Below are 26,140 nucleotides of genomic sequence, written 5' to 3' on the forward strand. Positions count from 1 at the left end.
GATATGATCCGTCCCTTCCTTCAATTGGCTCAGCGAGATTCACTCACGAAGATCGGCTCACTTGCCGGACTTGGTCATGTTCTCGTAGACCGGCAGGTTCTGCCAGTTCATTTCGAAACCGGAAACGCCGGTAGCAGCCACACCGTAGGCGTTGGCGTAGTACAGCGGAACGGCCGGGAGATCGTTCAACAGAATCTCCTGAGCCTGCTGGTACAGCTTGTTGGCCTCGTCGGTGGTCTGAGCGGCAGCGGCCTTGGAGCACAGATCGTCGAACGCCGAACTCTTGTAATCGCCATCGTTGGAACCATTGCCATCAGCAGCGGAGGAAGCGAAGTTGGCCACCAGATAGTTTTCGGCGGACGGATAATCCGGCTGCCAGCCGCTACGGAACGCGCCCTGCACCTTGCGATCGGACACGGCGGTACGGTAATCGTTGAAGGTCGGGTACGGGTTGGTGGCAGCCACTTCGGAACCAAGCGTGTTGTTGATGGAGTTCACCACAGCGGTGTAGGTGGTCTCGTGGCCACCGTCAGCGTTGTAGGCGAAGGTAAGCTTGTCGTCGGAAGTCCACGGGCTGATGGCGTTGGCCTTCTCCCAGAGTTCCTTGGCCTTCTTCTCGTTGTACTTCAGATTCTCGCTACCCTTGAGAGAGTCGGAATAGCCCGGGGTCAGAGGAGAGGTGAAGTCGACGGCCGGAGTACCGGTGCCGTTGAGCACCTTGTCGCAGATGTTCTCGCGGTTGATGGCCATGGAGATGGCCTGACGACGCAGGGTGCCTTCCTCGGTACCAGCCTCGAAGTGCTTCAGGCTGGACGGAATGGTGAACTGCTGGATGACGGAACCGGCCTTGTTGTAGGCCTGTACGGTCTCATCGGTTTCGAAGGTCTTGGTGGCGGAGGCCGGCACGGACTCCATCACGTCGAGGGCACCGGACTGGATGTCGGCGTAGGCGGCGTCATCCTTGGTGTAAACCTTGAAGGTCACGCCGTCGTTCTTCGGGGTGCGGTTGCCCTTGTAGTCAGGGTTCTTCACGAGCACGATCTCGTTGTCGTGATCCCAGGACTGGAACTTGTACGGACCATTGCCGACCGGAGCCTCACCGAAGGCATCCGTGTCCTTGTAGAAGGATTCCGGCAGCGGAGCGAATGCGGAATAGCCCACCTTGATGGCGAACACGGAATCGGACTGGTTCAGGTCGACGGTGAACTCGTGATCGTTGACGATCTTCAGACCTTCAAGCTGCTCGTCACCCTTGAGGTTGTCGGTGTTCTGCAGTGCGTCATAGCCCTTGATGGTGGAGAAGAAGGAGGAGCCGACCATGCCATTCTTGGCGTTGGCCACGTAGCTCCAAGCCTTGGTGAAGGACTCGGCGGTCACATCGGTGCCGTCAGTGAACTTCCAACCATCCTTGAGCTTGATGTCGTACTGGGTGGCGTCATCGTTAGCCTCAATGGACTCAGCCACTTCGTTGGAAGCATTGCCCTGGGCGTCGAAGGAAATCAGGCGGGAGAACAGCAGATCAACCGGTTTGCCACCACCGGTCTCGTTAGTGTTGCCCGGAATGAGCGGGTGCTGCGGTTCGGAATTGTATGCGGTGATGATGTTGGCACCTTCAGCGGCGGTATCGCTGCCGTTGGAAGAGCCACAGCCGCTCAGCAGCATACCAAAAGCGCATGCCGCGGCAGCGAAAGCCAATGCTTTCTTCTTCATATAATCATTCTCCTATTCGATATCACATCGGGATTGTCCTCCCGCAAATGGAAACGAGCCGACCTACTCACCGACGCATCTCTATTTGGCGATAGTGCACTATTCTTGCTCAATTGACGGACAACCTTCCCGTGAAACCAAAAAACGCATACCGTTCCTTAACGATATGACGGCGGAAAACATACGTTTTCCACCGTCATATCGAACAATGTATCCGAGGAATAAGTCAGCTCTTCGAAATCTCGTTATACATCGGAACATTCTGCCAGTTCATGACGAAGTTCTTCACGCCGGATGCTGCAACGCCATTGGCATTGGAGTAATACAGCGGAACGGCCGGGAGGTCGTTCAACAGAATCTCCTGAGCCTGCTGGTACAGCTTGTTGGCCTCGTCGGTGGTCTGAGCGGCAGCGGCCTTGGAGCACAGATCGTCGAACGCCGAATTCTTGTAATCGCCATCGTTGGAACCATTGCCATCGGCAGCGGAGGAGGAATACAGCTGGTACAGGTAGTTTTCAGGAGAAGGATAATCCGGCTGCCAGCCGGTACGGAACGCGCCGGTCATCTTACGGTCGGTAACGTCGTTTCGGAATTCCTGGAAGGTCGGCACCGGGTTGGTGGTCACGTCGATACCAAGCGTGTTCTTCACGGAATTCACCACGGCTTCAAAAATCGGCTTGGCCCCGCCGTCTGCGTTATAGGAGAACGTAAGCTTGTCGTCGGAAGTCCACGGGCTGATGGCGTTGGCCTTCTCCCAGAGTTCCTTGGCCTTCTTTTTGTTGTACTTCAGATTCTCGTTGCCCTTGAGCGAATCGGAGTAGCCCGGAGTCTTCGGAGACGTGAATTCGACTGCCGGAGTTCCCAAACCATTCAGCACCTTGTCACAGATGGCCTGACGGTCGATGGACATGGACAATGCCTGTCGACGCAACTGGCCTTCTTCAGTGGATGTCTTCCAATGTTCAAGATCCGACGGAATGGTGAACGTCTGAATCACGGAACCGGCCTTGTTGTATGGCACCACGGAGGAATCGGATTCGAAGGTCTTGCTGTCGGCGGACGGCACGGTATCCATCACATCAAGGTTGCCGGCCTGAACATCGGCATAGGCCGCGTTGGCGTCCGTGTAGATCTTGAACGTCACACCGTCGTTATTCACCTTGCGATTGCCCTTGTAGTCGGGATTCTTGACCAGCTTGATTTCCTTGTCATGATCCCAGGAACTGAACTTGTACGGGCCATCGGAAACCGGCGACTCTCCGAAGGCCTTCGGATCCTTGTAGAAGGATTCTGGCAGCGGATAGAATCCCGAGTAACCCAGCTTGATGGAGAACGCGGAATCCGGCTGGCTCAGGTCGACGGTGAACTCGTGATCGTTGACGATCTTCAGACCTTCAAGCTGCTCGTCACCCTTGAGGTTGTCGGTGTTCTGCAGCGCGTCATAGCCCTTGATGCTGGAGAAGAAGGAGGAGCACAGCTGCGCGTTCTTCGCATTGGCCGTATAGCTCCAAGCCTTGGTGAAGGACTCGGCGGTCACATCGGTGCCGTCAGTGAACTTCCAACCATCCTTGAGCTTGATGTCGTACTGGGTGGCGTCATCATTGGCAGTAATGGAGTCGGCCACTTCATTCTTGGCCTTGCCATCCTTATCGAAAGACACCAATCCGGCGAACATCAGATCGATAGGACGACCACCGCCGGTTTCATTGGTGTTGCCCGGAATCAAGCTATTCTGCGGTTCGGAGTCAAATGCCGTAATGACATTCGACCCTTTAGCCGCGTCCCCAGATGTGGAAGATCCACAGCCGCCCAGCGCCATGCCAAGCACACAGGCCGCCGCCGCAACGGCAAACACCTTGCTTTTCCTCACATTCATTATGTTTCCCTTCATTATTTTGATTACCGGTCGGTATCGTTTCCCCGTACCAGCTCCACCTAGTAAATACACCCTAAATCAAGAAGAAACACCAATTTCTGTTACAGGAATGTAACGAAATATCCATGGACCGCGTCTACGCACGGGGAAAAGCCTGACCGTATCGGGTTTTCAGCTGTTCAATGGAGACATGCGTGTACCGTTGCGTGGTCTTCAGCGAGGAATGTCCCAAGAGCTCCTGCACCTCACGCAAATCCGCTCCCCCGTCAAGCATATGCGTGGCGGCACTGTGCCGCAGAGCATGAGGGCTAATGTCGGGAACGCCGGCATCACGCGCGCATGCGTGCACCACACGACGTACCATCCGCTGATCAATGCGTTTGCCTTGCATTCCAAGAAACAGCGCTGCCGCGGACTGCTCCCCCACCAACAGGGGACGCCCATCATCCAGCCAACGACATATCGCTTTTTGCGCCGGAGCACCAAATGGCATGACTCGTTGTTTGTTACCTTTGCCGGTCACTTTGACCGTTCGATTGGAAAAGACCACATCCGGCACATCGAGTCCCACCAGTTCAGCCACACGCATGCCCGTCGCATACAGCAGTTCCAGCATTGCTGCGTCACGCAGCTCAATGGCCTGCTGCTTCATGGTCCGCTCCTTCGAATGAGACGTTTCACCCTCCTCATCCACGCGTTCCATCAGTTGTTCGGCCTGTGATTCGCTGAGCACCTCCGGCAACGTATCGGGTATCTTCGGGGTCATGAGCACACAAGCCGGATCCGACATCGTCACGCCATGCTCATGCGTCCACGCGAAAAAACCACGTACCGCCACGGTTTTTCGGGCCATGCTGCTTCTCGCATGGTTTTTCGATGATTCTGCCATCCACATGCGAAGATCTTCGATGGTCACCTCGTTAAGATCCCTGCATCCAAGCCGTTCCAAGGCAAGCAGACATTCTTCGACATCACCTCGGTATGCCTTCCGCGTGTTTTCACTCAATCCACGGTTAGCTTTCAGATATGTATCGAATGCCTCTACACTCTCATCGAACAGCATGCCGATCAGCCTTTCCCGAGCTCAACAGCAAGCCCGAATCCATGAATTTCTCTCCATTATGTGTCCATTCTCCGATAGAAACCGCAATCCCGACACAACTTGAAAGGAGACCAACTATGCTATCCAGTAGCGTTCGCTTAGCGAATCCGTCGATAATCGTCTATTCGAAGGGGAGATTATGCCGATTCCAAACGAAATTCCAGCAGGCGCGCGCATTGTGGTGCGCACATGCGAAGGTGTTGATCCAAAGGACCAGCGCATGAAATTCCGCGATTATGTCGGTCACGTGCGTTCTTGGGACGGGCAGACACTGGAAATGACGCGCGATGCGGCAGCCAACGGTTCGCGTCCGGAGCAACGTGTCAGCATTCCCGCCGACACCGTCGTCACCATCAAACCGGTTCCGGAACGTTCCATGACCAGGCCGCGCCCATAGCGCGTCATACTGAGGAACGCACCTGTGCCATGGCTTGACGGTAGCCGTTGAATCGCACAATATGCTCTCCCCTGCGTGCCGAATCCAGCAGCATCTTCTGCCAACCGGTCTCAGGGATTGACAGTTCGGCCGTTTCGCAACGTTCTGCGAAATCAGGTTCTTTGGCGAGAGCCTTGTATTCACGGAATGGCTGTCCCTGTACGAAGAAACGCGCCATTTCCTTATCATCGCCCGCAGTAGGCGCGCCCTGCTGCGCGGTCATGCCATGCAACACATTGGCCATAAGCGTCAAGCGATTGGCCATGTTACGCAATAATGCTTCAACGTTGGCCGCGTCCTCTTCCACCATTGCACGGGTACGGTTCGGATCGGTCAGCGCAACACGGGTCATATCTCGCCACGAGCCGGCGGCGAGCGCTGCCGCGATGTTTCGATCGGGATTGGCCACCAGCTCGTTGATCATGGCCGTGGAAATGACGTGTGGCATGTGAGAGATCAGTGCCGCGCAACGATCGTGGGTCACATCGTCGAGTACGATGAGACGATTCGCGCAATGGTCGACGATCATTGTCGCAACGGCGCGGAAACGCTGGTATTCAGTGTTTCCATCCACGGTAATGGCCCAAAGGGCACCGTCGTAAAGCGTTGGATCCGACGATTCCCAACCGGAAAGTTCATTGCCGGCCATGGGGTGCGCCCCCACATAGCAGTGTTCCAGACCTGCGGCCCTGACCTGCTCCCTGACCATTCCCTTGACGCTGCCTACATCGGTGAGCGTGGTGACGCTTGGATCGATCAGCGGTTTGAGTGCACCCAGAATTTCCGGCATGGCTTTAAGCGGATTGCATAGCACAAGCACGTCAGGTTTTGCATCAGTAAGCACAGCCAGCGTGGGCACGCATCGTATGCCGTCCGCCTCCGCGGTTTCATATGGCCGATCGTTATGGTTCCATGCGACGACCTCGCAGCCCGCATTGACGAGCCTGCGCGCCAGGGACCCCCCAATAAGTCCGAGACCCACGATTGCGATACGTTGCTTCACCACATCAGCTCCTTTTTGGCCGTTTCACTGTCCTGCCAATCGTTTGGCAGATGCTGTTCGTCAAGACGTACGCCTCCCTGGGGCAGCATCCATGAGGTGACTGGAGGATTAGGGCGTTCTCTACGCGGATATACGGCCAGAGTTTTGGCCCAGTCACCATGTTCTGCGATTTCGACCAGAGCATCGTGGAAACGTTGCTCCCACGGTGCCGCATCGAACGTCGCAATAAAACTGTAGGTGCCTGTGCGTCCTTTGATTGGCCGTGAGATGAAGCTTGTCATGTTGAGTCCCGCGTCGCGGAATACGTCCAGCAGGTTCGCAAGTACGCCGGGGCCGGTGACGAGCGGGATAAGCGTCAACACGGATTCGTATTCCATACCGGCTTGGGAACGTGGCTGTTCCAACAGTTTCTCTGCTTCCCCGCGCGGGGCGAGCACAAGGAAATCAGTTTGCGCGCCTTGATAATCCTGCACGGCAGTGTCGATGCGTGTGACGTTGTAGAGTTCACCGCAGACCCTTGGCCCAAAGGCTATTTCGTTCGCTTTAATGTCTCGACATGCGGCGGCGTTGGATGGTGCTGGAACCGGCTGCAAACGGTGTTCCGCGATAAAACGTTTGCATTGCGCAAGTCCGTGCGAATGCGCGGTGGCCACGGTGGCATTTTTCGGATCGGATCCCGAACGCACGTACGCGTCAAAAGTAACATCGACGCCCACACGCGCGAATCCGGCCAGGTCTTTGGCGTCGATCAGCGCGTCCAAGTTCGGTACCACGAAGCCTTCGACATTGTTTTCCCATGCCACGACGCCCCAGCCCTCACCCTGCTGCACGGCTTCAAGAATCTGCGGCACATCGTCCAAAGCCACCAATTCGAACCCTTCAGGTTCGAGATGGGCCAGCTCCTGCGATGCATTGACCGCAGCCTGATGGGTGAAGGTGCCTTGCGGCCCCAGATAGAACAGCTTTCGTGCGCTCATTCAACCCCATTTCTTGTCTTGGTGTTTCCATGCACCTTATCTCATTGACATGGAATCAGCCGCCAATCATTTCACTGGTTGGGCGATGCCAGACGTTTCGGGCCCTCTCGTTTGGGTGTCGGCAACAAACGTATCATCATGCGTCTTCTTGCGCGGAGGCGTGACGAACCAACATTTCGGTAATACCAGCATCACGATCGGAATGAGCACGACTCCGTATAGCCAAAAATATCCCGCTTGTACACTGAAGAACGGCATGGGATCGTCTCCGCCGAATCCAACGGGAATCATGGCATCTCCGCCAGGGCCATACCCAGCCATCACTGTCCAGACCACCAGAGAAGAGCTAATCAGATGCAACGCGAGGCCTGAAACGCCGTCACGCGATCGAGCGGACCATGTTGAGATGATCACCATGAGATAGGCGATCAGCAATCCGTAGGGAACGTTCACGGACGCCCCCATACGGTGAGCCATGGTTCCCACCATGCCAACTACGATTCCAGAAGCAAGATCGATCAGGAATCGTCCCCACATCGGCAGGCGATACGACCATGGCATCAATCGCGCATCAGCCACCATCCGTTGATTGGATTCATCCGTATCATGCGATTGCTTCATCTGTTGCGTCATATCTCCACTATCTCTCGCTAACCTGAAAAGAAAAAGAGACACGTGAGAACACGTATCTCTTTTCGTAAAAGCAACGCGAAAATCACTTGTTATTTTGAGCGTTGTCCTGCTGAGCCGTCAAACGGAGAGCCCAGTGGGCTCACCGTAGGCGAAGTGAGCAAGCACACTACCGTGCTTGCGAAGCCGACAGAACAACGCGAAAATCACTTGTTATTTTGAGCGTTGTTCTGTCGGCGCTGCTTTGCGCGCCACTTATACCAGTCCTCACGGCTGAGAATGATCTTGCGCACGCGGATGGATTCCGGGGTGACTTCCACGCACTCGTCCTCGTTGGCGAAGTCCAAAGACTCCTCGAGGCTCATCTTGATCGGCGGAGTCAGAGTTTCAAGCACATCCGCGGTAGAGGAACGCATATTGGTCATATGCTTGGCCAATGTGATGTTCACATCAAGCTCGTCCGGCTTATTGTTCACGCCGACGACCTGACCCTCGTACACCGGAGACTGCGGCTCAACAAAGAAGTTGCCGCGCGCCTGCAGACGCTGCATAGCGTACGGGGTTGCGATACCCTTACGATCGCAGACCATGGAGCCGTTCTGGCGCGTCACAATCTGACCGGCCCACGGAGCGTAGCCGGCGGAGATGGAGGATGCGATGCCGGTGCCGCGGGTGGCGGACAGCAGCGCGGTACGGAAGCCAATCAGGCCACGGGACGGCACGGTGAACTGCAGACGGACCCAACCGGTGCCGTGGTTGGTCATGTTCTCCATACGGCCCTTACGGTCGGCAAGCAGCTGAGTGACGGTGCCCATGTACTCTTCCGGAACGTCGATGGTGGTGTTTTCCATCGGCTCGTTGATCACGCCGTCGATGGTCTTGGTGACCACCTGCGGACGGCCGACGGTCAACTCATAGCCTTCGCGACGCATCTGCTCAGCAAGCACGGCCAGCGCGAGTTCACCACGGCCCTGAACCTCCCAAGCATCCGGACGCTCGGTCGGCAGCACCTTGATGGACACGTTGCCGATGAGCTCGCGGTCGAGGCGATCCTTGATCATGCGGGCGGTAAGCTTGTGGTCTTTGCCTTCAGTGCCTGCAAGCGGGGAATCGTTGATACCGAAGGTCATGGAGATGGCCGGGTCATCAACGTGAATTAGCGGCAGCGGACGCGGATCAGACGGGTCGACGATGGTCTCGCCGATCATGATGTCGTTCACACCTGCGACTGCGACGATGTCGCCAGGGCCTGCGGAATCGACCGGAGTACGCTCAAGGCCCTGCGTACGCAACAGTTCGGAAACACGGAAGTTTTCAATGGAACCGTCCACACGGGACAGCCCGTAGGTCTTACCCTTCTCAAGGGTGCCATTGTAGATGCGCACCAAGCCGAGTCGTCCAAGGAAGTCGGAGGAATCGATGTTGGCGACGTGTGCCTGAAGAGGCGCACCTTCCTCATATTCCGGAGCCGGAATGTTCTTGATGATGGCCTCGAACAACGGTTCGAGATCTTCATTGTCTGGCAGACCGCCATTTTCCGGCTGGTTTTCAGAAGCATAGCCAGCCTTTGCCGCACAGTAAATGACCGGAAGGTCGAACAGTGCGTCTTCATCGAGGTCGATGCCTTCCTCGATAACATCCTGGGCCAAGCCGAGCAACAGGTCGGAGGATTCACCCACGACTTCTTCAATACGGGCGTCCGGACGATCGGTCTTATTCACGCACAGGATAACCGGCAGTTTGGCTTCCAGAGCCTTGCGCAGCACGAAGCGGGTCTGCGGCAGCGGGCCTTCGGAAGCGTCGACAAGGAGCACAACGCCGTCCACCATGGAGATACCGCGCTCGACCTCACCACCGAAATCGGCGTGGCCAGGGGTGTCGATGATGTTCAGGGTGATGCCTTCCGGATGCCCGTACTTGGCTGCCAGCGGACCGGTGTACTGCACAGCGGTGTTCTTGGCGAGAATGGTAATGCCCTTCTCACGCTCCAGATCATTGGAATCCATCACACGATCCGGAACTTCCTCACGCTCGTTGAACACGTGGGACTGTGCCAGCATGGCATTTACCAGCGTGGTCTTGCCATGATCGACGTGTGCCACAATCGCTACATTTCGAATATCGCCGCGAACCGCCATCGAAACCTCTCTTAGTATTACTGTTCTTGTTGCGTAATGTTCGGTACGTGATTGATTATCTGCACTTACACATAAACCGAGCCAATACTAGCGAGGTAATGCGACAGCGTCCGTGTGGGTGAGTAAACGGCAGGATTCCTCAATGGCCGCAGCAACGCGGTTGATCTGTTCGGACGTAAGCGGCGTGCGGAAGGTCATACGCAACGCCGATTTCGCAACCGGCGCGGTGAATCCCATGGCCAACAGCGTTGCGGGCGCCTCATGGCGGCCAAGCGCGCACGCCGAACCGGATGAGCAGGCGATGCCACGCGCATCCAGATCGACCAGCAGAGCCTCGCCCGACAGGCCGGGGAACACGAACGACGCGTGACCGGGAAGCCTGCGTTTCGGGTCACCGGTCACCTGCGCCCTCGGTTCGACGCGCAGCACGGCATCCATCAGCCTGTCGCGCGATTCGGTCAACGCCTGATATTGCCCGGCCATGCGCGTGTTCGATTCATGCAACGCGATGGCGAGCGCCACGGCACCGGCCACGTTTTGCGTGCCGGATCGCAATCCCCGCTCCTGCCCGCCGCCGGACAGCACCGGTTCGGCCGGCGTGCGACCGCGCAGCAGCAAGGCGCCGAGCCCTTTCGGGGTGCCGAACTTATGCCCGGATACGCTCAGCGCGTCCACATCCCAGTCGCGCATACGAATCGGGATCTGTCCGGCCGCCTGCACTGCGTCGACATGTATGGGTACGCCGTGGGCGTGCGCGATGTGCGCGATCTCATCGACGGGTTCGATGGTGCCGACCTCGTTGTTGGCGAGCATGACGGACACCAGCAGCGTACGGTTGGTCAGGGCAAGCGTACTTCCACTCCCCTGCCCGGCCATTTCGTGTTCGCCGTTGTCGATGCCGGTCATATCGCCTTGCGCGAGTTCACGCTCCAACGCCGCCATATCGATATGGGCCTGTTCGTCGACGGGGACGCGTACGACTGCCACGCCGAACCAGCGTTCCATCCAAGCTACCGACTGCAGTACGGCAGGATGTTCAATCGCGGAGACGATGATACGCGGTTTCACCGATTCGCCGTACTTGTCGCGCAACATGCGCATCCGGGCCATGCCGATGCCTTTGACGGCGAGATTGTCGGATTCAGTGCCACCCGAAGTGAAGATCACATCATCCGGACGTGCCCCCAAATCGGCGGCCAGCGAGGCGCGGGCCGCGTCGAGCGCACGCGCCGCGGTTTTGCCCGGCTGATGCACGCTCAGCGGATTCGCGTATGCCTCGGTGAGGAACGGCATCATCGCTTCAATTACATCGCGTGACACCGGTTCGGTGGACGCCGCGTCCAAATACAGTTCGTCCCCTGCTCCGTTCCCGCTCATCGCACCCAATCCAATCCCAAGTCGATGCTGCGCACGCTGTGCGTCAACGCGCCCACGGAGATCACGTCCACGCCCGTGGACGCCACTTCGGGTACGCGTTCCACCGTCATGGTGCCGCTGGCTTCCACAATCGCACGGCCATCGATCATATCCACGCCGGCGCGCGTATCCTCCAGCGTGAAATTGTCGAGCATGATGGTGTCTGCGCCGCCGTCGAGCGCCGCCGGAATCTGTTCGAGCCGGTCGACTTCCACCTCGATATGCGTGGTATGCCCCACCTGTTCGCGGATATGCCTGATCGCGCCGGCCATGTCGATGCCTTGTTCGGCAAGCGCGGCCAAGTGGTTGTCCTTGACCATCACCGCGTCGGACAGCCCGTACCTGTGGTTGTGCCCACCGCCGCAGACGACCGCGTATTTCTCGAACGGACGCAGTCCGGGCGTGGTTTTGCGCGTGTCGACGATGCGCGTGGCGTCGTAGGTGCGCGGGACGCGATACCCGGGCAGGGTTCTCGCCTGATCGGCCGCGGCCACGAACGTGTCGGTCATGGTGGCGATGCCGCACATGCGCTGGGTGAAGTTCAATGCCACGCGTTCCGCGGTGAGCAGGTCACGCACCGGGCCGCTCACGGTGGCGAGCATCCGCCCCGGTTCGAAACGCTCACCATCGGCGATTGCCGGCGTGACCACGATTTCGGGATTCTGCATCTTGAATGCCGCGGCAAACACGTCGATGCCGCTCATCACGCCACGCTCGCGGGCGACGAGATGCACCTCTCCCCATGCCTGCAGCGGAATCGTAGTGGCGCAGGTGATGTCGCCGTTGGGCGCATCCTCTTCAAGAGCGGCCTCCACGGCCTTGCGGATGACCTGACGGGTCAGCATGACGTTCCTTTCAGACGGTAGGCGATGGAATGCGCGATGGTCGGATTGACCGTCGCATAGTCGGTGCGGGTGTGCGCGCCACGCGATTCGCAACGGTTCAGCGCGGCGACGGCCTCGACGTATCCGACGGTGAGCAGATTACGGTTCTCCAGCACGGCGATGCAATCGGCATACGAACCAGCACCTGACATGCCGGGTACCGCGGCGTTCGCTCCGGCGAGCGCGTCGGCAAGATCCGTCACCGCAGCGGCAAGCCCGTCATGGTCGCGCAGCACACCGACATGCTTCCACATCTCGTCCTCGATGTGCTTGCGGTCCCATACGCCCGTGTTCGCGTTGCCATCATCATGGCTGGGCATGTCCAGCACCATCGGCTCTTGGGCGACCGGCAGGCTTGCAATCGCACTGTTGCTAAGAGTTTGCGGCTGCCATACGGCATCGTCCGTATCACGCACCGCGGCGAGTCCCGCGCGGTATCCGTAAACGAGTCCTTCAAGCAGTGAGTTGGAGGCGAGACGGTTCGCACCTTGCACGCCGGTTCGCGCACATTCGCCCGCGGCATACAGGCCGGGGATGCTGGACCGTCCGAACAGGTCGGTGCGGATGCCGCCCATCCAGTAATGCGCGGCTGGGGCGACCGGAATCGGCTCCTTGCTCCAGTCGAAGCCGAGGGAGCGCGTGTATGCGTCGATGGTCGGGAACCGGTGACGTAGGAACGCCGCCAAATCAGGGTTCTCTTTGGCCATGGGTGAAACGTCAAGCATGACCGGCTTGCCGCCCTGCGCCTGCATGGTGCGGAAGTTGGCACGTGCCACCACGTCGCGCGGTGCGAGTTCGGCCTTGTGGTCCACGTCGGTCATGAACCGGTGCCCATGCTCGTCGAGCAGTATCGCGCCTTCTCCTCGGACGGCTTCGGAGACGAGGAAGTGTTCGCCAATGGCCATGGCCGTGGGGTGGAACTGATAGAACTCAAGATCGGCGACCTGCGCTCCGGCACGCAGTGCGGCGGCCAGTCCATCGCCGGTGGCCACGGCGGGATTGGTGGTGTACGGGTAGAGTCGGCCCGCACCGCCCGTGGCGAGGATCACGCGCGTCGCGTCGATTGTGCGGGATTCGGCTTCGCCGTCCACGCCCCGCACGATGAGCCGCACGCCGGAGACATGCCCGTCGCGCACAATCAGATCGTTCAGAAACGCGTGCTCAAGCACGTGGATGCGCCGATTCTCACGAACCATGGCGCTCACATCGAGTTCGAGCACCTTGCCGGTGGCGTCCCCTCCGGCGTGCACCACGCGGGAACGGCAGTGCGCGGCTTCGAGCCCGCGCAGCACCGAACCGTCCTCGCCGCGATCCACATGCCATCCGGCGGCGATGAGTTCGCGCACGCGGCGCGCCCCCTCATCGGTGAGCACGTCCACTGCGGTGCGGTCGCATAGGCCATGCCCTGCGGCCATGGTGTCCCCGGCATGCAGCTGCGGGTTGTCGTCGCTGAAGATGGCACATGCCACGCCACCTTGGGCATGGTAGGTGTTGGACTCCACGAATTCATCCTTGCAGACGAGCAGCACGTCATCCGAGGAGTCGTTCCCGGCGATGTTCGCGTTCCCGTATGTGGTGAGGCCTTCCGCGCCTACGCGCTTGTCCCCCGCGGCCGCGAGCGCCGCGGACAGTCCGGCGATGCCGGCGCCGATCACGACGATCACGGGTGCACCTCCAGCATGCGCTGCAGGGCGATTTTGGCGTCGCGGGCTGTGGCGTCGTCCACGGTGATGCGGTTGACGATATTGCCTTGTTCGATGTTTTCCAACGCCCAGACGAGGTATGCCGGGTGGATGCGGTACATGGTGGAGCACGGGCAGACCACGGGGTCGAGGCAGAACACGGTCTTGTCGGGGTATTGCGCGGCGAGACGGTTCACGAGGTTGATTTCGGTGCCGACAGCCACGGCGGATCCGGACGGGGCGTTGGCGATTTCCTTGACGATGTAGGCGGTGGAACCGGTGCCGTCCGCCGCATCGACCACGTCCATCGCACATTCGGGGTGCACGATGACCTTCACGCCGGGGTATGCCTTGCGGGCCCGTTCGATTTGTTCGACGGTGAAACGCTGATGCACGGAGCAGAACCCCTTCCACAGGATCATCTTGGCATTGGCGTACACGGACGGGTCTTCGGCGCCGCCGGCGGGCTTGAACGGATCCCATAGTGGCATTTCTTCCAGCGGGATGCCCATGGCGCGGGCGGTGTTGCGGCCCAAATGCTGATCGGGGAAGAACAGGACGCGCTTGCCGCGGGCGAATGCCCATTCGAGTACGGCGTGCGCGTTGGATGAGGTGCATACGATGCCGCCGTTGCGTCCGCAGAACGCCTTCAGCGCGGCGGACGAGTTCATGTAGGTAACGGGCACGATCTGCTGGCGACCATCTGAACCGGGCTGGGTGCCGCAGATTTCGCCGAGCTGCTGCCAGCATTCCTCGACCTGGTCGATGTTGGCCATGTCGGCCATGGAGCAGCCGGCGGAGAGATTCGGCAGGGTCACGGTCTGTTCGGGCGTGGAGAGAATGTCGGCGGTTTCGGCCATGAAATGCACGCCGCAGAAGACGATATGGTCGGCGTCGGGACGTTCGGTGGCGTTCTTGGCGAGTTGGAAGGAGTCGCCCACGAAGTCGGCATGGCAGATGATTTCATCGCGCTGGTAGAAGTGGCCGAGGATCAGCAGTTTCTTGCCAAGGCGGGATTTGGCTGCGCGGATGCGTTCCTGCAGTTCCTCGTCGGAGGCGTTACGGTATTCCTCCGGGAGCACCTGCTGTCTGGGGGCGTTGCTCGGCAGCGGATCGAACATGGATGCGCCGGGTCCGTAGCTCGGCTTGGTGGTGTCGAAATGCCATGGATCCTGGGTGAGTCCGGCGTCGCAGGTGCTTTGTGCGCCGAGCTTGGCGATGATTTCGTCGACGGACGGCGAGGAGAGTGTTGCAGTCATGCTGCGTTCCTTTCATATGGTGTGTTCACGATGATGCCGACATGGCGCTGTGATGTGCCGATGCCGAAAGATTTCCGATGTGGCTCGCCGTGCCCTGTCACGACGGCATGAGCGCGGATAGCGCGTCGTCGGCAAGGGTTTCCGGTTTGCCGTGTTCCACCGTTGTGGGAAACGTGAATTCGGCGCGTGGCTCGCCGTCATGCCGGTACCGGTATATGGCCGCTGGGCGGCTGCGCCCCACGTGGAGTTTCCTGCCAGTATCTTCCAAATGTCCGGATGCGAGCATTTTTCTGCGGAAGTTCGCCAGGTCGATCGGCTGGCCGGTGACAGCCTCGTATACGTCGTGCAGCTGGCTGAGGGTAAATTCCTCGCCGACGAGTTTGGTGGCGATGTCGGGGTATTCGAATTTGCTGCGCGAGCGCCACAGGGCGTAGTCGATGATGCGTCGATGGTCGAAGGCGAGATCCGGCAGATCGTCGACCGGGAACCATTTGACGTTGTCCTTTTCGGCGAAATCCTTGGTTTCGGCTTCGCCGACGAGCGCCCAATACACGATGGAGACCATGGGAAGCCCACCGCTCGACCGTGAGGGGTCGCCGAACGTGTACAGCTGTTCGAGATATTTCGGATGCAGTTCGGTGGTGGATTCCAGAGCCTTGAACGCTGATTCCTCCAGGGAATGTCCTACACGCAGGTCACCGCCCGGTAACGCCCAGGAACCCATGAAGGGTTGTCTGACGCGGCGGACCAGCGGCAGCCATAGACGGCTGCTTCCGTTGGCCGCGCTGTCGCCATGCGGGCCGAGCGCGAGAATCACCACGGAGATGCCGATGCTCGGTTGCGCCAAACGCCTTTCCGAGACATTTCCGATACCCATGGCCGTTCCTTTCACGGCAGGGTATTTCCCTGCTATGAGACATAGCATAACACCATTTATAGTCAAGTCGACCATAAATGGTGTCACCATGGAATCATCGACTTCCCGCAGCCGGCCCACCGGGCATCAACACCTCTTGGCATACCCGAACAACTGGCTTTGCAGAACGAACGCACCCGCCATCACGGCAGCCGTCGCCATTGCCTGTTTACGCCGTTCCGAGGCATTTCCCATGATCCTTGCGACTTCACTCCTTCAAATTCCCGTCAATACGAATTGTTTCGAAATCACAACGTATCACTTATAGTCAATGTGACTATAAGTTGGGTGTTCCACCAATCAATCATCACAATTCAGCACACATCCAGCCAACGAAAAAGGCCCCGCAAGGGAGCCTTGAACATCTATGCGATAACGCCTTGGAAAATCAGCTCCCGGGCAACCTCACGGTATTCCTTCGCCGTCTTGTGATTCGGCGCATAGATGGTGATCGGCGCAGCAGCGACCGTTGAATCCGGCAACTTGATGGATCGCGAGATCACCGAGTGGAAGACCTTGCCTTGAAACGCCTCATAAATGCGCTGCAACACCTCATCGCAATGCAGAGTATGCGTGAACATGGTGACGAGCACTCCATACACTTCCAGACTCGGATTGATACGGGACTGCACCTTTTCTATGGATTGCATCAGCAAAGCCACGCCACGCAACGCAAAGAACTCGGCAGCCACAGGGATGATCACGCCATCCGCCGCGGTCAGCGCATTCACCGTAAGCAAGCCCAACGAAGGCTGGCAGTCAATGATGATCACGTCATATTCATCCTTGACCTGTCGCAGCACGCCAGCCAGCACCTGTTCACGTCCAACTTCGGTGACCAGCTGCACCTCGGCGGCCGATAGATCGATATTGGCCGGCATGATGTCGAGGTTCTCGAAATCGGTATGCTGAATCACGGTATGTACATCCATGCGCGGATTGAACAGCGCCGTGTACACCGTATCTTCCACGGCATTGGCGTTGATGCCCAGTCCCACCGTGGAAGCACCCTGCGGGTCGAAATCGACGATAAGCACACGACGACCGTACTGGCTCAACGCACCGGCGATATTAATGGAACTGGTGGTCTTGCCAACGCCACCTTTCTGGTTGCACATGGCGATGACCCTCGCCGGACCGTGCGTCTGCAGCGGCTCCGGAGCGGGAAACGTCTCATAATCTCGTCCAAGCAAATCCGTAGGCATACCGTTTACCTTACCAACATCCTTGTGTCAACTTTCACTGTAATCCATGCTAGTCCATTGCCGCCGTTCAAAACGGCAGCAACACCATCATCTGGCGCGGGGGTGAGACGTCAGATACGTTTCAATCAGGTTTTCGGGACTGACGTGCGTGTATATCTGTGTGGTGGTGACGCTTGCATGTCCAAGCAGCTCCTGCACGGTACGTACATCAGCGCCGCCTTGAATAAGATGCGTGGCGAAAGAATGACGCAACGTATGAGGATGCAACGGCTTGTCGATGTGCGCGCGTTCCCCCGCAATCCTTATGATCTCCCAAACCGACTGTCTCGACAATCTTCTTCCGCGCTTGTTGAGAAACAGGGCGCGACGCTCTTGAGGACCTTTCGACTTCGACTCCAGTATTGGGCGTCCCGAACGCACATACCGGCTGATCGCCTCGCATGCGTAGCTGCCGACAGGAACCAAACGTTGTTTTGAACCTTTGCCCATCAGTTTGGCGATCCTGGCTTCCGTATCGACGTCATCAAGATTCGCCCCGCATGCCTCCGACACTCGCGCGCCGGTCGCATACATGAATTCAAGCAGCGCCTTGTCTCGAAGCATCACAGGATCATCCGGGACCTCCAACGAAGCGTCGCCAGGAGCTCTGTTCTGGGAAACGGGAATCGCTTCCAATAATCTGGCGACCTCATCAATAGCCAGCACATCAGGAAGGGTGTTTGCACCTTTGGGAGCCTTCACCTGCGCGGATACATCGTCGGCGACGCTATGTTCGTTCACTGCGAAACGATGAAACGCGTGGATGCTGGCCAACCGGCGGGCCTTGCTTCGGGCGGATTCCCCGGATTCGTCAAGAAAAGCGACGTAGTTCTCCACATCCTGCGTCGTCACGGACGTAATGTCATTAATACCATGATCGGCAAGCCACTGCCGATATTTTTTCAGATCGGCGCCATATGCCGATACCGTTGCTTTTGACAATCCTCTTTCAACATCGATGTGTGCAAGAAACTGTCTGATCATCCGCTCGAAATCGTTCATCACCCTCCTTCCGCCGAAGGTTGCCCGTTTGCATCGTATACCGCCGTTGCCATGGCTATGAGATGGATGGTTTCCGATGCGCAATGCAAGAACCCCCGCCCATTGCTGGAGCGAGGGTTCCCATCAGTCACGCTGAATCAGCGAAGAAGCTCAGGCTTCCTTCGGAGCGTTCACATCAGCCGGAAGAGCAGCCTTGGCCTGCTCAACGATGGCCTTGAAGGTCTCCGGATCGGAGATGGCCAGCTCGGCGAGAGCGCGACGATCCAGCTCGATGCCAGCGAGGTGCAGGCCCTGGATGAAACGGTTGTAAGTGATGCCCTCTGCGCGGACAGCAGCGTTGATGCGCTGGATCCACAGCTTGCGGAAGTCACCCTTGCGAGCCTTGCGGTCGCGGAAGTTGTAGGTAAAGGAGTGAAGCAGCTGCTCCTTGGCCTTACGGTACAGACGGGAGCGCTGGCCGCGGTAGCCGGAAGCCCTCTCGAGAACGACGCGACGCTTCTTGTGGGCGTTTACTGCGCGCTTGACACGTGCCATATTTAATTCCTCAGCTTTCTATTAAGTCTTCTTATTGGCTCTCGCTATGCTCAGCGACCGAGCAGCTTCTTCATGTTCTTGCTCTGGGAAGTAGCCAGAACGCCGTCGGCCTTCAGTGCGCGACGCTTACGAGCGGACTTGTGCTCGAGGTTGTGGCGCATTGCGGAGCCAGCGTGCATCAGCTTGCCGGAACCGGTCACGCGGACGCGCTTGGAAGCGGCGGAATTAGTTTTCATCTTCGGCATTGCTGCCCTCCTTGTTTGTTACTTCGTTTCGGAAGTCTTCGGTTTGTCGGACGTCACTGCGGCCTTGGCTTCGGCTGCTGCCTGAGCCTGGGCTTCCTGCTTGGCCGCCAAGCGTGCGGCCTGACGAGCCTGACGTTCGGCACGGGACTGATCACCACGACGACGCTGCTCGGACTGGGTGTGGACCTTCTTGCCCTTCGGTGCGAGCGTCATGATGATGTTGCGGCCCTCCTGCTTCGGAGCGAATTCGACAGTGCCGTATTCCTCCACTTCGCTAGCAAGACGCTGCAGCAGCTCGACGCCACCAATTGGACGGGACTGCTCGCGACCGCGCAGCATGATGGTGACCTTGACCTTGTCTCCGCCATTCAGGAAGCGCACAACATGGCCCTTCTTGACTTCGAAGTCGTGGTCGTCGATCTTCAGACGGAAGCGAATTTCCTTGATTTCCGCAGTGCTCTGGTTACGACGTGCCTCGCGAGCCTTGATCTTCTCGTTGTACTTGTACTTGCCGTAATCGATGAGCTTGGCAACCGGAGGCTTCGCGTTGGGCGCCACCTCGACGAGATCGAGGTTCGCTTCCTTTGCCAGGTTCAGTGCGACGGAAGTCGCGATGACTCCCACCTGTTCGCCGTTCGGTCCGATCAGACGCACCTGGGAGACGCGAATCTCGTCGTTAATGCGTGGTTCGTCGCTGATGATGACTCCAATCCTCATGTTCCATTCAACGGAATGTTCCCAGATTGGCAGTTCTTCAACGTCTCAAAAGTCCATGGCATGCCAAACGCACCTATAAAGGCACACTGAAGAACGTTCTGATATGCTCTCCACTTCACTGTTCGCCACAGTGACAAGGCATTATGCCCGAACCCGAGGCCCTGAAAGGCTTCCAAGTGGGGATATCCCGCTTTCTTGATTTCTCAAGCCTTGTAGATAATACCACACACCACGACTACCGCGTGTCGTATTTGCAACCAGTTAAAGCGCACCTTACAACAACGCCGGCCAGCCTACTACACTGACCTTGCATGACAAATAATTTCAATACCTGTGTGATTTTCGCGGCAGGTGAATATTACGGAGAAACACCAATAGTTCCGGCGGGTTCGTTCGTCATCGCTGCGGACGGCGGGCTCGATCACGCCCGCGCCCTTGACGTAATGCCCGACGTGGTGGTAGGTGATTTCGATTCGATCACGGGCAAACGCCCCACACCAGACGAGCGCACCGTCGAACTGCCGCCGGAAAAAGACGATCCGGATCTGTTATCCGCCCTCAAAATCGGATGGTTTCACGGTGCGAGGCTTTTCCATATCTACGGCGCGCTCGGAGGGCGAATCGACCATACGATATCCAACATCCAATTGATGGCATTGCTCGCCAATCATGGCGCCATCGGTTTTCTGCATGGCAATGATTCCATTGTGACGGCGATATGCGATGGAGATCTCGACTTCGCAGCAAACGATGTCAAACCGGGTCGCATGATCTCCGTCTTCTCGCATTCCGACACTTCCGTCGGCGTTTGCGAAAAAGGATTGAAATACGAGATAAACGACGTGCTCATGACCAGCACCAAGGTCAACGGAGTCAGTAACGAGTTCCGGCATGGCCTGCCCGCGCATGTCGGGGTTACCCAGGGCACGCTCATCGTGACATTCCCAGCCGAGGCTCCTCTGCCGCAGGTCTCCTGGCATCATGCGTTCAAGGGCGATCTCGGCCCATTGGACACCCAAATCTCGTCTGCGCTTGTCGAATGCGGCCTGAAACCACATGCAGCGTGAGCGCTCACAGAAAATACGACGTTTTCTGAAACACACGCGCGAATGCGTTGCCTTAAGTACAGGTGACGCACTAAAGTGGGTGACGTTGGTAAACAATGGCTTCTGTGTGCCCAGCACACGTGTGGCCTACCCTAAAGGGAGAATTACATGACAGTTAAGATTGGTATCAACGGCTTTGGTCGTATCGGTCGTCTGGCTTTCCGCCGCATCTTCGAGCTGCAGGCTCGTGGCGGCCAGGCCGGTGACATTGAGGTCGCTGCAATCAACGATCTGACCACCCCGTCCATGCTGGCCTACCTGCTGAAGTACGACAGCACCCACGGCACCTTCCGTCATGACGATGGCACCCCGGTTGAGGTCACCTCCACCGAAGACTCCATCGTGGTTGATGGCAAGGAATACAAGGTTTACGCCGAGAAGGATGCCAACAACATCCCGTGGGTCAAGAACGATGGCGTTGAGTTCGTGCTCGAGTGCACCGGCTTCTACACCTCCGCTGAGAAGTCCCAGGCTCACATCAACGCTGGCGCCAAGAAGGTCCTGATCTCCGCTCCGGCAAAGGACGAGACCACCCCGACCGTCGTCTTCGGTGTGAACCAAGACATCCTGAAGGCTTCTGACGTGATCGTGTCCGCCGGCTCCTGCACCACCAACTCCATGGCCGCTATGGTCAAGCTGCTGGACGAGAACTGGGGCATCAAGGCTGGCTTCATGACCACCATCCACGCCTACACCGGCACCCAGATGATCCTTGACGGCCCGCGCTTCCCGAAGGCTCGCAACAACCGCGCCGCCGCAATCAACACCATTCCTCACTCCACCGGTGCTGCCAAGGCCATCGGCAAGGTCGTTCCGTCCGTGAACGGCAAGCTGCAGGGCCACGCCCAGCGTATCCAGGTTCCGGATGGCTCCGTCACCGAGCTGACCACCGTCCTGAACAAGGAAGTCACCGCTGACGAGATCAACGCCGCATTCAAGGCCGCCTTCTCCTCCACCGACTTCTACGGCTACAACGAGGATGGCATCGTATCTTCCGACATCATCGGCGACACCCACGGTGGCGTGTTCGATCCGACCCAGACCGACGTCAACACCGTTGACGGCGTGACTATGGCTCGTACCGTTTCTTGGTACGACAACGAGTACGGCTTCACCTGCAACATGGTGCGCACCCTGCTGTACTTCGCCGAGATCTCCGAGTGAATCAATAGCGGAACAATCCGCACGATTCTAAGTAGAACTTAGTGTAAGGGCTTTCGCTTCACGGCGGAAGCCCTTTTGTTAACCGACGCAAATACGTACCGATACAAATACGTTTTAGAGTAGAGCAACATGGGCAAGAAAAAGCATGAGAAGGGAGCCGGTTCAACACCGGCAACAGTGCAACTCGAACAAGCGGGAATCCCATTCAAGACTTACGAATATGCACATTCAAACGACCATATGGATGACGGCTATGGGGTCGAGGCCGCCACCAAACTAGGCTTTGACGAGCATCAGGTATTCAAAACGCTTATGGCCGATACCGGCTCCGAACGCGTAGTAGGCGTAGTTCCAGTAAGCGGACACATGGATCTGAAGGCGCTGGCCGCAGCGGTCGGAGCCAAAAAAGCCGCCATGGCCGACCCAAAGGTCGCCATGCGCGAATCCGGATATGTGGTTGGAGGCATCTCACCGCTCGGCCAACGCACACATCACAAAACCGTGCTCGACGAAAGCGCTTTGCAATATAGCGAAATACTGCTGTCGGGAGGCAAACGCGGCTTCTCAATCGGTGTCAATCCCAACGATCTGCTCAAAGTGCTTGACGGCGTAGCCGCGCCTATCGGCACTTGGTAAAGTACTCGACAATCGTAAGGTCCAATCAGCAGACCGGTTTCTTGCGAAGTTCACTGGGAAGCACGAAATGCATGTTTTCCTTGATGGTTTCAATGGTGGTCACATCATTGAAACCTTGACTTTGCAACGATTCGATCACGCCTGACACCAATTCGTCAGGTACAGATGCGCCCGACGAGATTCCCACGGATTCAACCCCCTCGAACCATGCGGGATCAAGCTCGGACGCATCATCCACGCGGTAGGCCTTTCCGCAAGCACCATCAAGTACACCGTCAAAACGCGTGTTCAGTCCCTCCTGCGCAACCTCCATCAAGCGTACAGAATTCGACGAATTCGCCGAACCGACGATCACCACGCAATCCGACTGCTCGGCAACGAGTTTGACCGCGGCCTGACGATTCGACGTGGCATAGCAGATATCGGAATTCGGAGGCATCTCAAGCCATGGGAAACGCTCTTTCAACGCGGTGATAGTGCCTGCCGTCTCATCCACGCTCAACGTGGTCTGCGAAAGCAGCACCAACTTCGTGTCCGAAGAAAAATTCAGCGAATCAACATCCGACTCATGCTCAATCAGATGCACATGTTCCGGAGATTCGCCGACCACGCCAACAGCCTCATCATGACCCTTATGCCCGATGTAGATGATTTCGTAGCCTTCTTTGACGAAACGCAACACCTCACGATGCACCTTGCTCACCAAAGGGCATGTGGCATCAACAATATGCATGCCCCGAGCCGCGGCCTCAGCCTTCACTGCAGGAGACACGCCGTGCGCAGAGAAGACAATCGGAATTCCTGCAGAAGCCGCGGAATCGGGAATCTCAGCCAATTCCTGCACGAATACTGCACCTTGAGCCGACAATTCTTCGACGACATGCTTGTTGTGCACAATCTGACGACGAACATACACCGGCGGCAGATCGTCATTCCGAGATGGATTGGCAGCCTTGAGAATCGTCTGCACAGTCAGAATCGCCCTGTCTACGCCCGCACAAAAGCCACGGGGATCCGCCAGTACGATGCGTTTGGTCATGATGGCCGCCTTTCGTCACTTCGTGAAAACCTCATCAATACTAAGACATGAACGGCACGCCGAAGAAACTGCATCGCCATACGACGTAAAACAGTTAGACTGTGGTGTTGGTGGTAACAATACCGTTACCGGAACCTATCCAACGGCACTATGGAGTGACTATGACCTGCATCAACCTGCCTGCCCGCACCGGACAGCAATTCTCCATCTCCCATGGCGACTATGAAGCCGTCATCACCGAACTTGGCGCAACTATGCGCAAACTGACCTATAAGGGCGAGGATCTGACCGTCGCCCTTGGCCCTGATGATCTGGTAACCTGCTGCCACGGCCAGATCCTCATTCCGTTCCCGAACCGTATCAAGGGCGGCGAGTACACGTTCGAAGGTAAAACCTATTCGCTGCCAATCGACGAGCATGACCGCAACACCGCCATCCACGGCTACGGCTACCGCTCGTTCTGGAAGCTGATCTCGCTTGCCGAAGACGCAGTCACCCTCGCCTGGCGCTCCCCCAACATGGTCGGCTACCCGTTTGACCTGTATGTCACCGCCACCTACAGCCTCGCCGATGACGGCATGCACTTGACCGTCAGCGCCTACAACAATGGCAACGCAAACGCGCCGTGGGCTTTGGCCATTCACCCGTGGCTTGCCAACAGCCTTAACGGCTATGGAGACGAGATCGACGAGCACAACGCCAAATGCAGCCTCACGCTGCCGGCTCGAACGCACGTCACCGTAGACGAGAACCTCATTCCGACCGGCACCGAGCCGGTTGACGGCACCAAATACGATCTGCGCGAAGACACTCTGCTTACCGAGCAGCCGTTCGACGATGCATGGACCGATCTGGAGCATGCCGAAGACGGTTCCATCACGGCAGTGTTCACCCGTGCCGACGGCAAGAAGGTCCGTGTTGGCGGCGATGAAACCATTACTTCGTTCCAGGTGTGCACAGGCACGAAGTTCCCCGCATCCCAGCATCCCGCCGGCGTTGCAGTGGAACCGCAGACCGCTTATGCCAACGCGTTCAACACGGGTAACGACCTGATTGTGATCAAGCCGGGCGAAACCACCAGCACGTCGCTGTTCCTCGGTATGGCCGAGTGATCTGATCGTCTGAATCAACCGACTTCGTTCACATCAAGGTCCACGGATAAGCCGAAATGGTCATGTATCGAACACAGGATTTGTCAAACGTCTTGCTTGTGTGCGATAATCCCGAAGGCTTGTTAATCGTAAGTAAAGGAGTCCATCATGGGCATGCGCGGACGTAAGCGCAAGGATCGTCGTAAGAAGGCCGCCAATCACGGCAAGCGTCCAAACGCCTGATCCCTGCCAGCGTGAATAACGCTACAGAACATTGAAAACCCCGCCGAATCACCATTGATTCGCGGGGTTTTCTCATATCTCCCTTCAGTCTGTCACAAGTCCGTCGTGCCAACTGCCACTGCCGATACCAATGCCACTGTCAAACGGCATGCACGAGCTCACTCGCCACAGCAATGGTCGAGTGTGGCTTCAAGACGGTCAATCAGACTCTGCGGGGCGTGTTGCGGACGCAGATACGCGCGCATGGCCGCGATCAATGCCCTTTCATGCTCGTCGCAGCAACGTTCGGGGTCGAAACAATCACCGGAGGCGCTAACGCGCACGCTGGTATGCGTAACCCGGGTCACAACAGTGCCGCCCTCGCTGGTGGTGACAGTGGTGATATGCCGTTCGATCGATTCACTCATGCTCTGCCCTTCCCCGCCGTGGCATAGCCACGTTCCTTCGCATAGTTGGCAAGTTCTCGTTTCAACTGCGTGCGCGCGCGATTGAGACGGCTCATCACCGTACCGATTTTCACACCCTGCTCGTCAGCTACCTGCTGGTATGACTTGCCGTCGATCGCAGCGTCGATGAACACCTGACGGCGTTCCGGCGAAAGCTTGGCGAGCGCCGCCATGATTTCTTCAGGCGCGTAAGCGTCCAAATATTCCTGTTCCGCTGATTTAAGCTCTTCCGGTGAATGCCCAGAAGCCGAATAGATGTCCCAATCGTCGTATTCGCCGGTGGAATCGTTGGCCCGCTGCGGTCTGCGCTTGGCTTTGGCGTATTGATTGAAGTAGGCGTTGCGCTCGATGGTCGTCATCCATGCGGCGAAGTTCGTTCCCTCTTGGAAGGAGTCGAATGCCTTGAATCCTCGTTCGAAAGTATCCTGCACCAAATCTTGGGCGTCGTCGGGATCGTTGGTCAGCTTCATCGCCTGCCGGTACAACGCATCAACCACAGGCATGGCAAGTTTTTCAAAACGCGCCCTTTTGCTTGCCATGGTTTCCGTTCGTACTTCAGTCACAGCTTCATTGTAATCACATCGACTTCCACATGCCATGCACATAGCTGACGGTAGAATGGCTGTTCGGTATCCGAAGAACAG

At 57.7% G+C, this 26,140-nt stretch carries 26 protein-coding genes; 6 read left to right on the forward strand and 20 right to left on the reverse strand.

The window, feature by feature from the left end:
* Nucleotides 1–57: 57 nt before the first annotated feature.
* From NBH13_RS06265 to NBH13_RS06275, 3 genes are all read right to left on the reverse strand, one after another.
* Nucleotides 58–1,710 carry a peptide ABC transporter substrate-binding protein gene (locus NBH13_RS06265; protein ID WP_099571294.1) on the reverse strand — a complete coding sequence of 551 codons (1,653 nt, stop codon included), beginning with the start codon at nt 1,708–1,710 and terminating at the stop codon, nt 58–60.
* Nucleotides 1,711–1,936: 226 nt separating this feature from the next.
* Nucleotides 1,937–3,586 (reverse strand): peptide ABC transporter substrate-binding protein, encoded by a 1,650-nt coding sequence (locus NBH13_RS06270; RefSeq protein ID WP_099571295.1) that lies wholly within the window; start codon nt 3,584–3,586, stop codon nt 1,937–1,939.
* Nucleotides 3,587–3,722: 136 nt separating this feature from the next.
* Nucleotides 3,723–4,649: a tyrosine recombinase XerC gene (locus NBH13_RS06275; RefSeq protein ID WP_250779311.1), complete on the reverse strand. Its 927-nt coding sequence runs from the start codon at nt 4,647–4,649 to the stop codon at nt 3,723–3,725.
* A 178-nt stretch (nt 4,650–4,827) separates the two neighbouring features.
* Here NBH13_RS06275 and NBH13_RS06280 point away from each other — a divergent pair, with 178 nt between their 5' ends.
* On the forward strand, nt 4,828–5,085 hold the full coding sequence (locus NBH13_RS06280; protein WP_099571297.1) for a DUF6725 family protein: 258 nt from the start codon (nt 4,828–4,830) through the stop codon (nt 5,083–5,085).
* Nucleotides 5,086–5,089: 4 nt separating this feature from the next.
* Here the strand turns inward: NBH13_RS06280 and NBH13_RS06285 are convergent, their stop codons facing one another.
* The 14 genes from NBH13_RS06285 to infC form a co-directional block, all read right to left on the reverse strand.
* The gene (locus NBH13_RS06285) at nt 5,090–6,127 is read right to left on the reverse strand and encodes a prephenate dehydrogenase (protein WP_250779399.1); all 1,038 of its coding nucleotides are present in this window, start codon (nt 6,125–6,127) and stop codon (nt 5,090–5,092) included.
* Entirely contained in the window at nt 6,124–7,104 is a 981-nt protein-coding gene (locus NBH13_RS06290; protein WP_144171369.1) for a prephenate dehydratase domain-containing protein, read from the reverse strand. Before NBH13_RS06290 ends, NBH13_RS06285 begins: the two co-directional genes overlap by 4 nt.
* Nucleotides 7,105–7,170: 66 nt before the next feature.
* Nucleotides 7,171–7,737, reverse strand: a complete 567-nt coding sequence (locus NBH13_RS06295) for a hypothetical protein (protein WP_250779312.1) — start codon at nt 7,735–7,737, stop codon at nt 7,171–7,173.
* A gap of 203 nt (nt 7,738–7,940) precedes the next feature.
* Entirely contained in the window at nt 7,941–9,872 is a 1,932-nt protein-coding gene (gene typA, locus NBH13_RS06300; RefSeq protein ID WP_099571301.1) for a translational GTPase TypA, read from the reverse strand.
* Between the two features lie 87 nt (nt 9,873–9,959).
* Entirely contained in the window at nt 9,960–11,249 is a 1,290-nt protein-coding gene (locus NBH13_RS06305) for a cysteine desulfurase family protein (protein WP_250779313.1), read from the reverse strand.
* A complete protein-coding gene (gene nadC, locus NBH13_RS06310; protein ID WP_250779315.1) occupies nt 11,246–12,133 on the reverse strand; it encodes a carboxylating nicotinate-nucleotide diphosphorylase in 888 nt (295 codons plus the stop codon). The genes NBH13_RS06305 and nadC overlap by 4 nt, the downstream gene beginning before the upstream one ends.
* Nucleotides 12,127–13,728: an L-aspartate oxidase gene (locus NBH13_RS06315; RefSeq protein ID WP_410050779.1), complete on the reverse strand. Its 1,602-nt coding sequence runs from the start codon at nt 13,726–13,728 to the stop codon at nt 12,127–12,129. The genes nadC and NBH13_RS06315 overlap by 7 nt, the downstream gene beginning before the upstream one ends.
* A gap of 104 nt (nt 13,729–13,832) precedes the next feature.
* Entirely contained in the window at nt 13,833–15,113 is a 1,281-nt protein-coding gene (nadA, locus tag NBH13_RS06320) for a quinolinate synthase NadA (RefSeq protein ID WP_250779317.1), read from the reverse strand.
* 97 nt (nt 15,114–15,210) lie between these two features.
* Nucleotides 15,211–15,990: an NUDIX hydrolase gene (locus NBH13_RS06325; RefSeq protein WP_099571306.1), complete on the reverse strand. Its 780-nt coding sequence runs from the start codon at nt 15,988–15,990 to the stop codon at nt 15,211–15,213.
* A gap of 404 nt (nt 15,991–16,394) precedes the next feature.
* The gene (locus tag NBH13_RS06330) at nt 16,395–17,234 is read right to left on the reverse strand and encodes a ParA family protein (RefSeq protein ID WP_099571307.1); all 840 of its coding nucleotides are present in this window, start codon (nt 17,232–17,234) and stop codon (nt 16,395–16,397) included.
* A gap of 87 nt (nt 17,235–17,321) precedes the next feature.
* On the reverse strand, nt 17,322–18,275 hold the full coding sequence (gene xerD / locus NBH13_RS06335) for a site-specific tyrosine recombinase XerD (protein ID WP_144164771.1): 954 nt from the start codon (nt 18,273–18,275) through the stop codon (nt 17,322–17,324).
* A gap of 150 nt (nt 18,276–18,425) precedes the next feature.
* Nucleotides 18,426–18,809, reverse strand: a complete 384-nt coding sequence (rplT, locus tag NBH13_RS06340; RefSeq protein ID WP_003834366.1) for a 50S ribosomal protein L20 — start codon at nt 18,807–18,809, stop codon at nt 18,426–18,428.
* A 50-nt stretch (nt 18,810–18,859) separates the two neighbouring features.
* Complete coding sequence (gene rpmI / locus NBH13_RS06345) at nt 18,860–19,054, reverse strand: 50S ribosomal protein L35 (protein ID WP_003834365.1); 195 nt, start codon at nt 19,052–19,054, stop codon at nt 18,860–18,862.
* An 18-nt stretch (nt 19,055–19,072) separates the two neighbouring features.
* Nucleotides 19,073–19,771, reverse strand: a complete 699-nt coding sequence (infC, locus tag NBH13_RS06350; protein WP_004220560.1) for a translation initiation factor IF-3 — start codon at nt 19,769–19,771, stop codon at nt 19,073–19,075.
* 311 nt (nt 19,772–20,082) lie between these two features.
* Between infC and NBH13_RS06355 the strand changes: the two genes are divergently transcribed.
* The 3 genes from NBH13_RS06355 (at nt 20,083) to ybaK (ending at nt 22,677) form a co-directional block, all read left to right on the forward strand.
* Nucleotides 20,083–20,838 carry a thiamine diphosphokinase gene (locus NBH13_RS06355; RefSeq protein WP_250779318.1) on the forward strand — a complete coding sequence of 252 codons (756 nt, stop codon included), beginning with the start codon at nt 20,083–20,085 and terminating at the stop codon, nt 20,836–20,838.
* 147 nt (nt 20,839–20,985) lie between these two features.
* Nucleotides 20,986–22,041 (forward strand): type I glyceraldehyde-3-phosphate dehydrogenase, encoded by a 1,056-nt coding sequence (gene gap, locus NBH13_RS06360; protein WP_099571310.1) that lies wholly within the window; start codon nt 20,986–20,988, stop codon nt 22,039–22,041.
* A 129-nt stretch (nt 22,042–22,170) separates the two neighbouring features.
* Entirely contained in the window at nt 22,171–22,677 is a 507-nt protein-coding gene (gene ybaK / locus NBH13_RS06365; RefSeq protein WP_099571311.1) for a Cys-tRNA(Pro) deacylase, read from the forward strand.
* A gap of 25 nt (nt 22,678–22,702) precedes the next feature.
* Here ybaK and NBH13_RS06370 read toward each other — a convergent pair whose 3' ends face one another.
* Nucleotides 22,703–23,716 carry a 4-hydroxy-3-methylbut-2-enyl diphosphate reductase gene (locus NBH13_RS06370; RefSeq protein ID WP_144090223.1) on the reverse strand — a complete coding sequence of 338 codons (1,014 nt, stop codon included), beginning with the start codon at nt 23,714–23,716 and terminating at the stop codon, nt 22,703–22,705.
* 161 nt (nt 23,717–23,877) lie between these two features.
* Between NBH13_RS06370 and NBH13_RS06375 the strand changes: the two genes are divergently transcribed.
* Nucleotides 23,878–24,828, forward strand: a complete 951-nt coding sequence (locus tag NBH13_RS06375; protein WP_144164763.1) for an aldose 1-epimerase family protein — start codon at nt 23,878–23,880, stop codon at nt 24,826–24,828.
* Between the two features lie 147 nt (nt 24,829–24,975).
* Nucleotides 24,976–25,050, forward strand: coding sequence for a 50S ribosomal protein bL37 (locus tag NBH13_RS08780; protein WP_003817083.1), 75 nt, complete (start codon nt 24,976–24,978; stop codon nt 25,048–25,050).
* A 158-nt stretch (nt 25,051–25,208) separates the two neighbouring features.
* On the opposite strand, the gene NBH13_RS06380 is transcribed toward NBH13_RS08780, so the two are convergent.
* Nucleotides 25,209–25,457: a hypothetical protein gene (locus NBH13_RS06380; RefSeq protein WP_144164761.1), complete on the reverse strand. Its 249-nt coding sequence runs from the start codon at nt 25,455–25,457 to the stop codon at nt 25,209–25,211.
* Nucleotides 25,454–26,095, reverse strand: a complete 642-nt coding sequence (locus NBH13_RS06385) for a sigma-70 family RNA polymerase sigma factor (protein ID WP_081995949.1) — start codon at nt 26,093–26,095, stop codon at nt 25,454–25,456. Before NBH13_RS06385 ends, NBH13_RS06380 begins: the two co-directional genes overlap by 4 nt.
* Nucleotides 26,096–26,140: the final 45 nt, after the last annotated feature.

Origin of the sequence: Bifidobacterium intestinale (assembly GCF_023656765.1) — a bacterium.
Taxonomy (GTDB): Bacteria; Actinomycetota; Actinomycetes; order Actinomycetales; family Bifidobacteriaceae; genus Bifidobacterium; species Bifidobacterium hominis.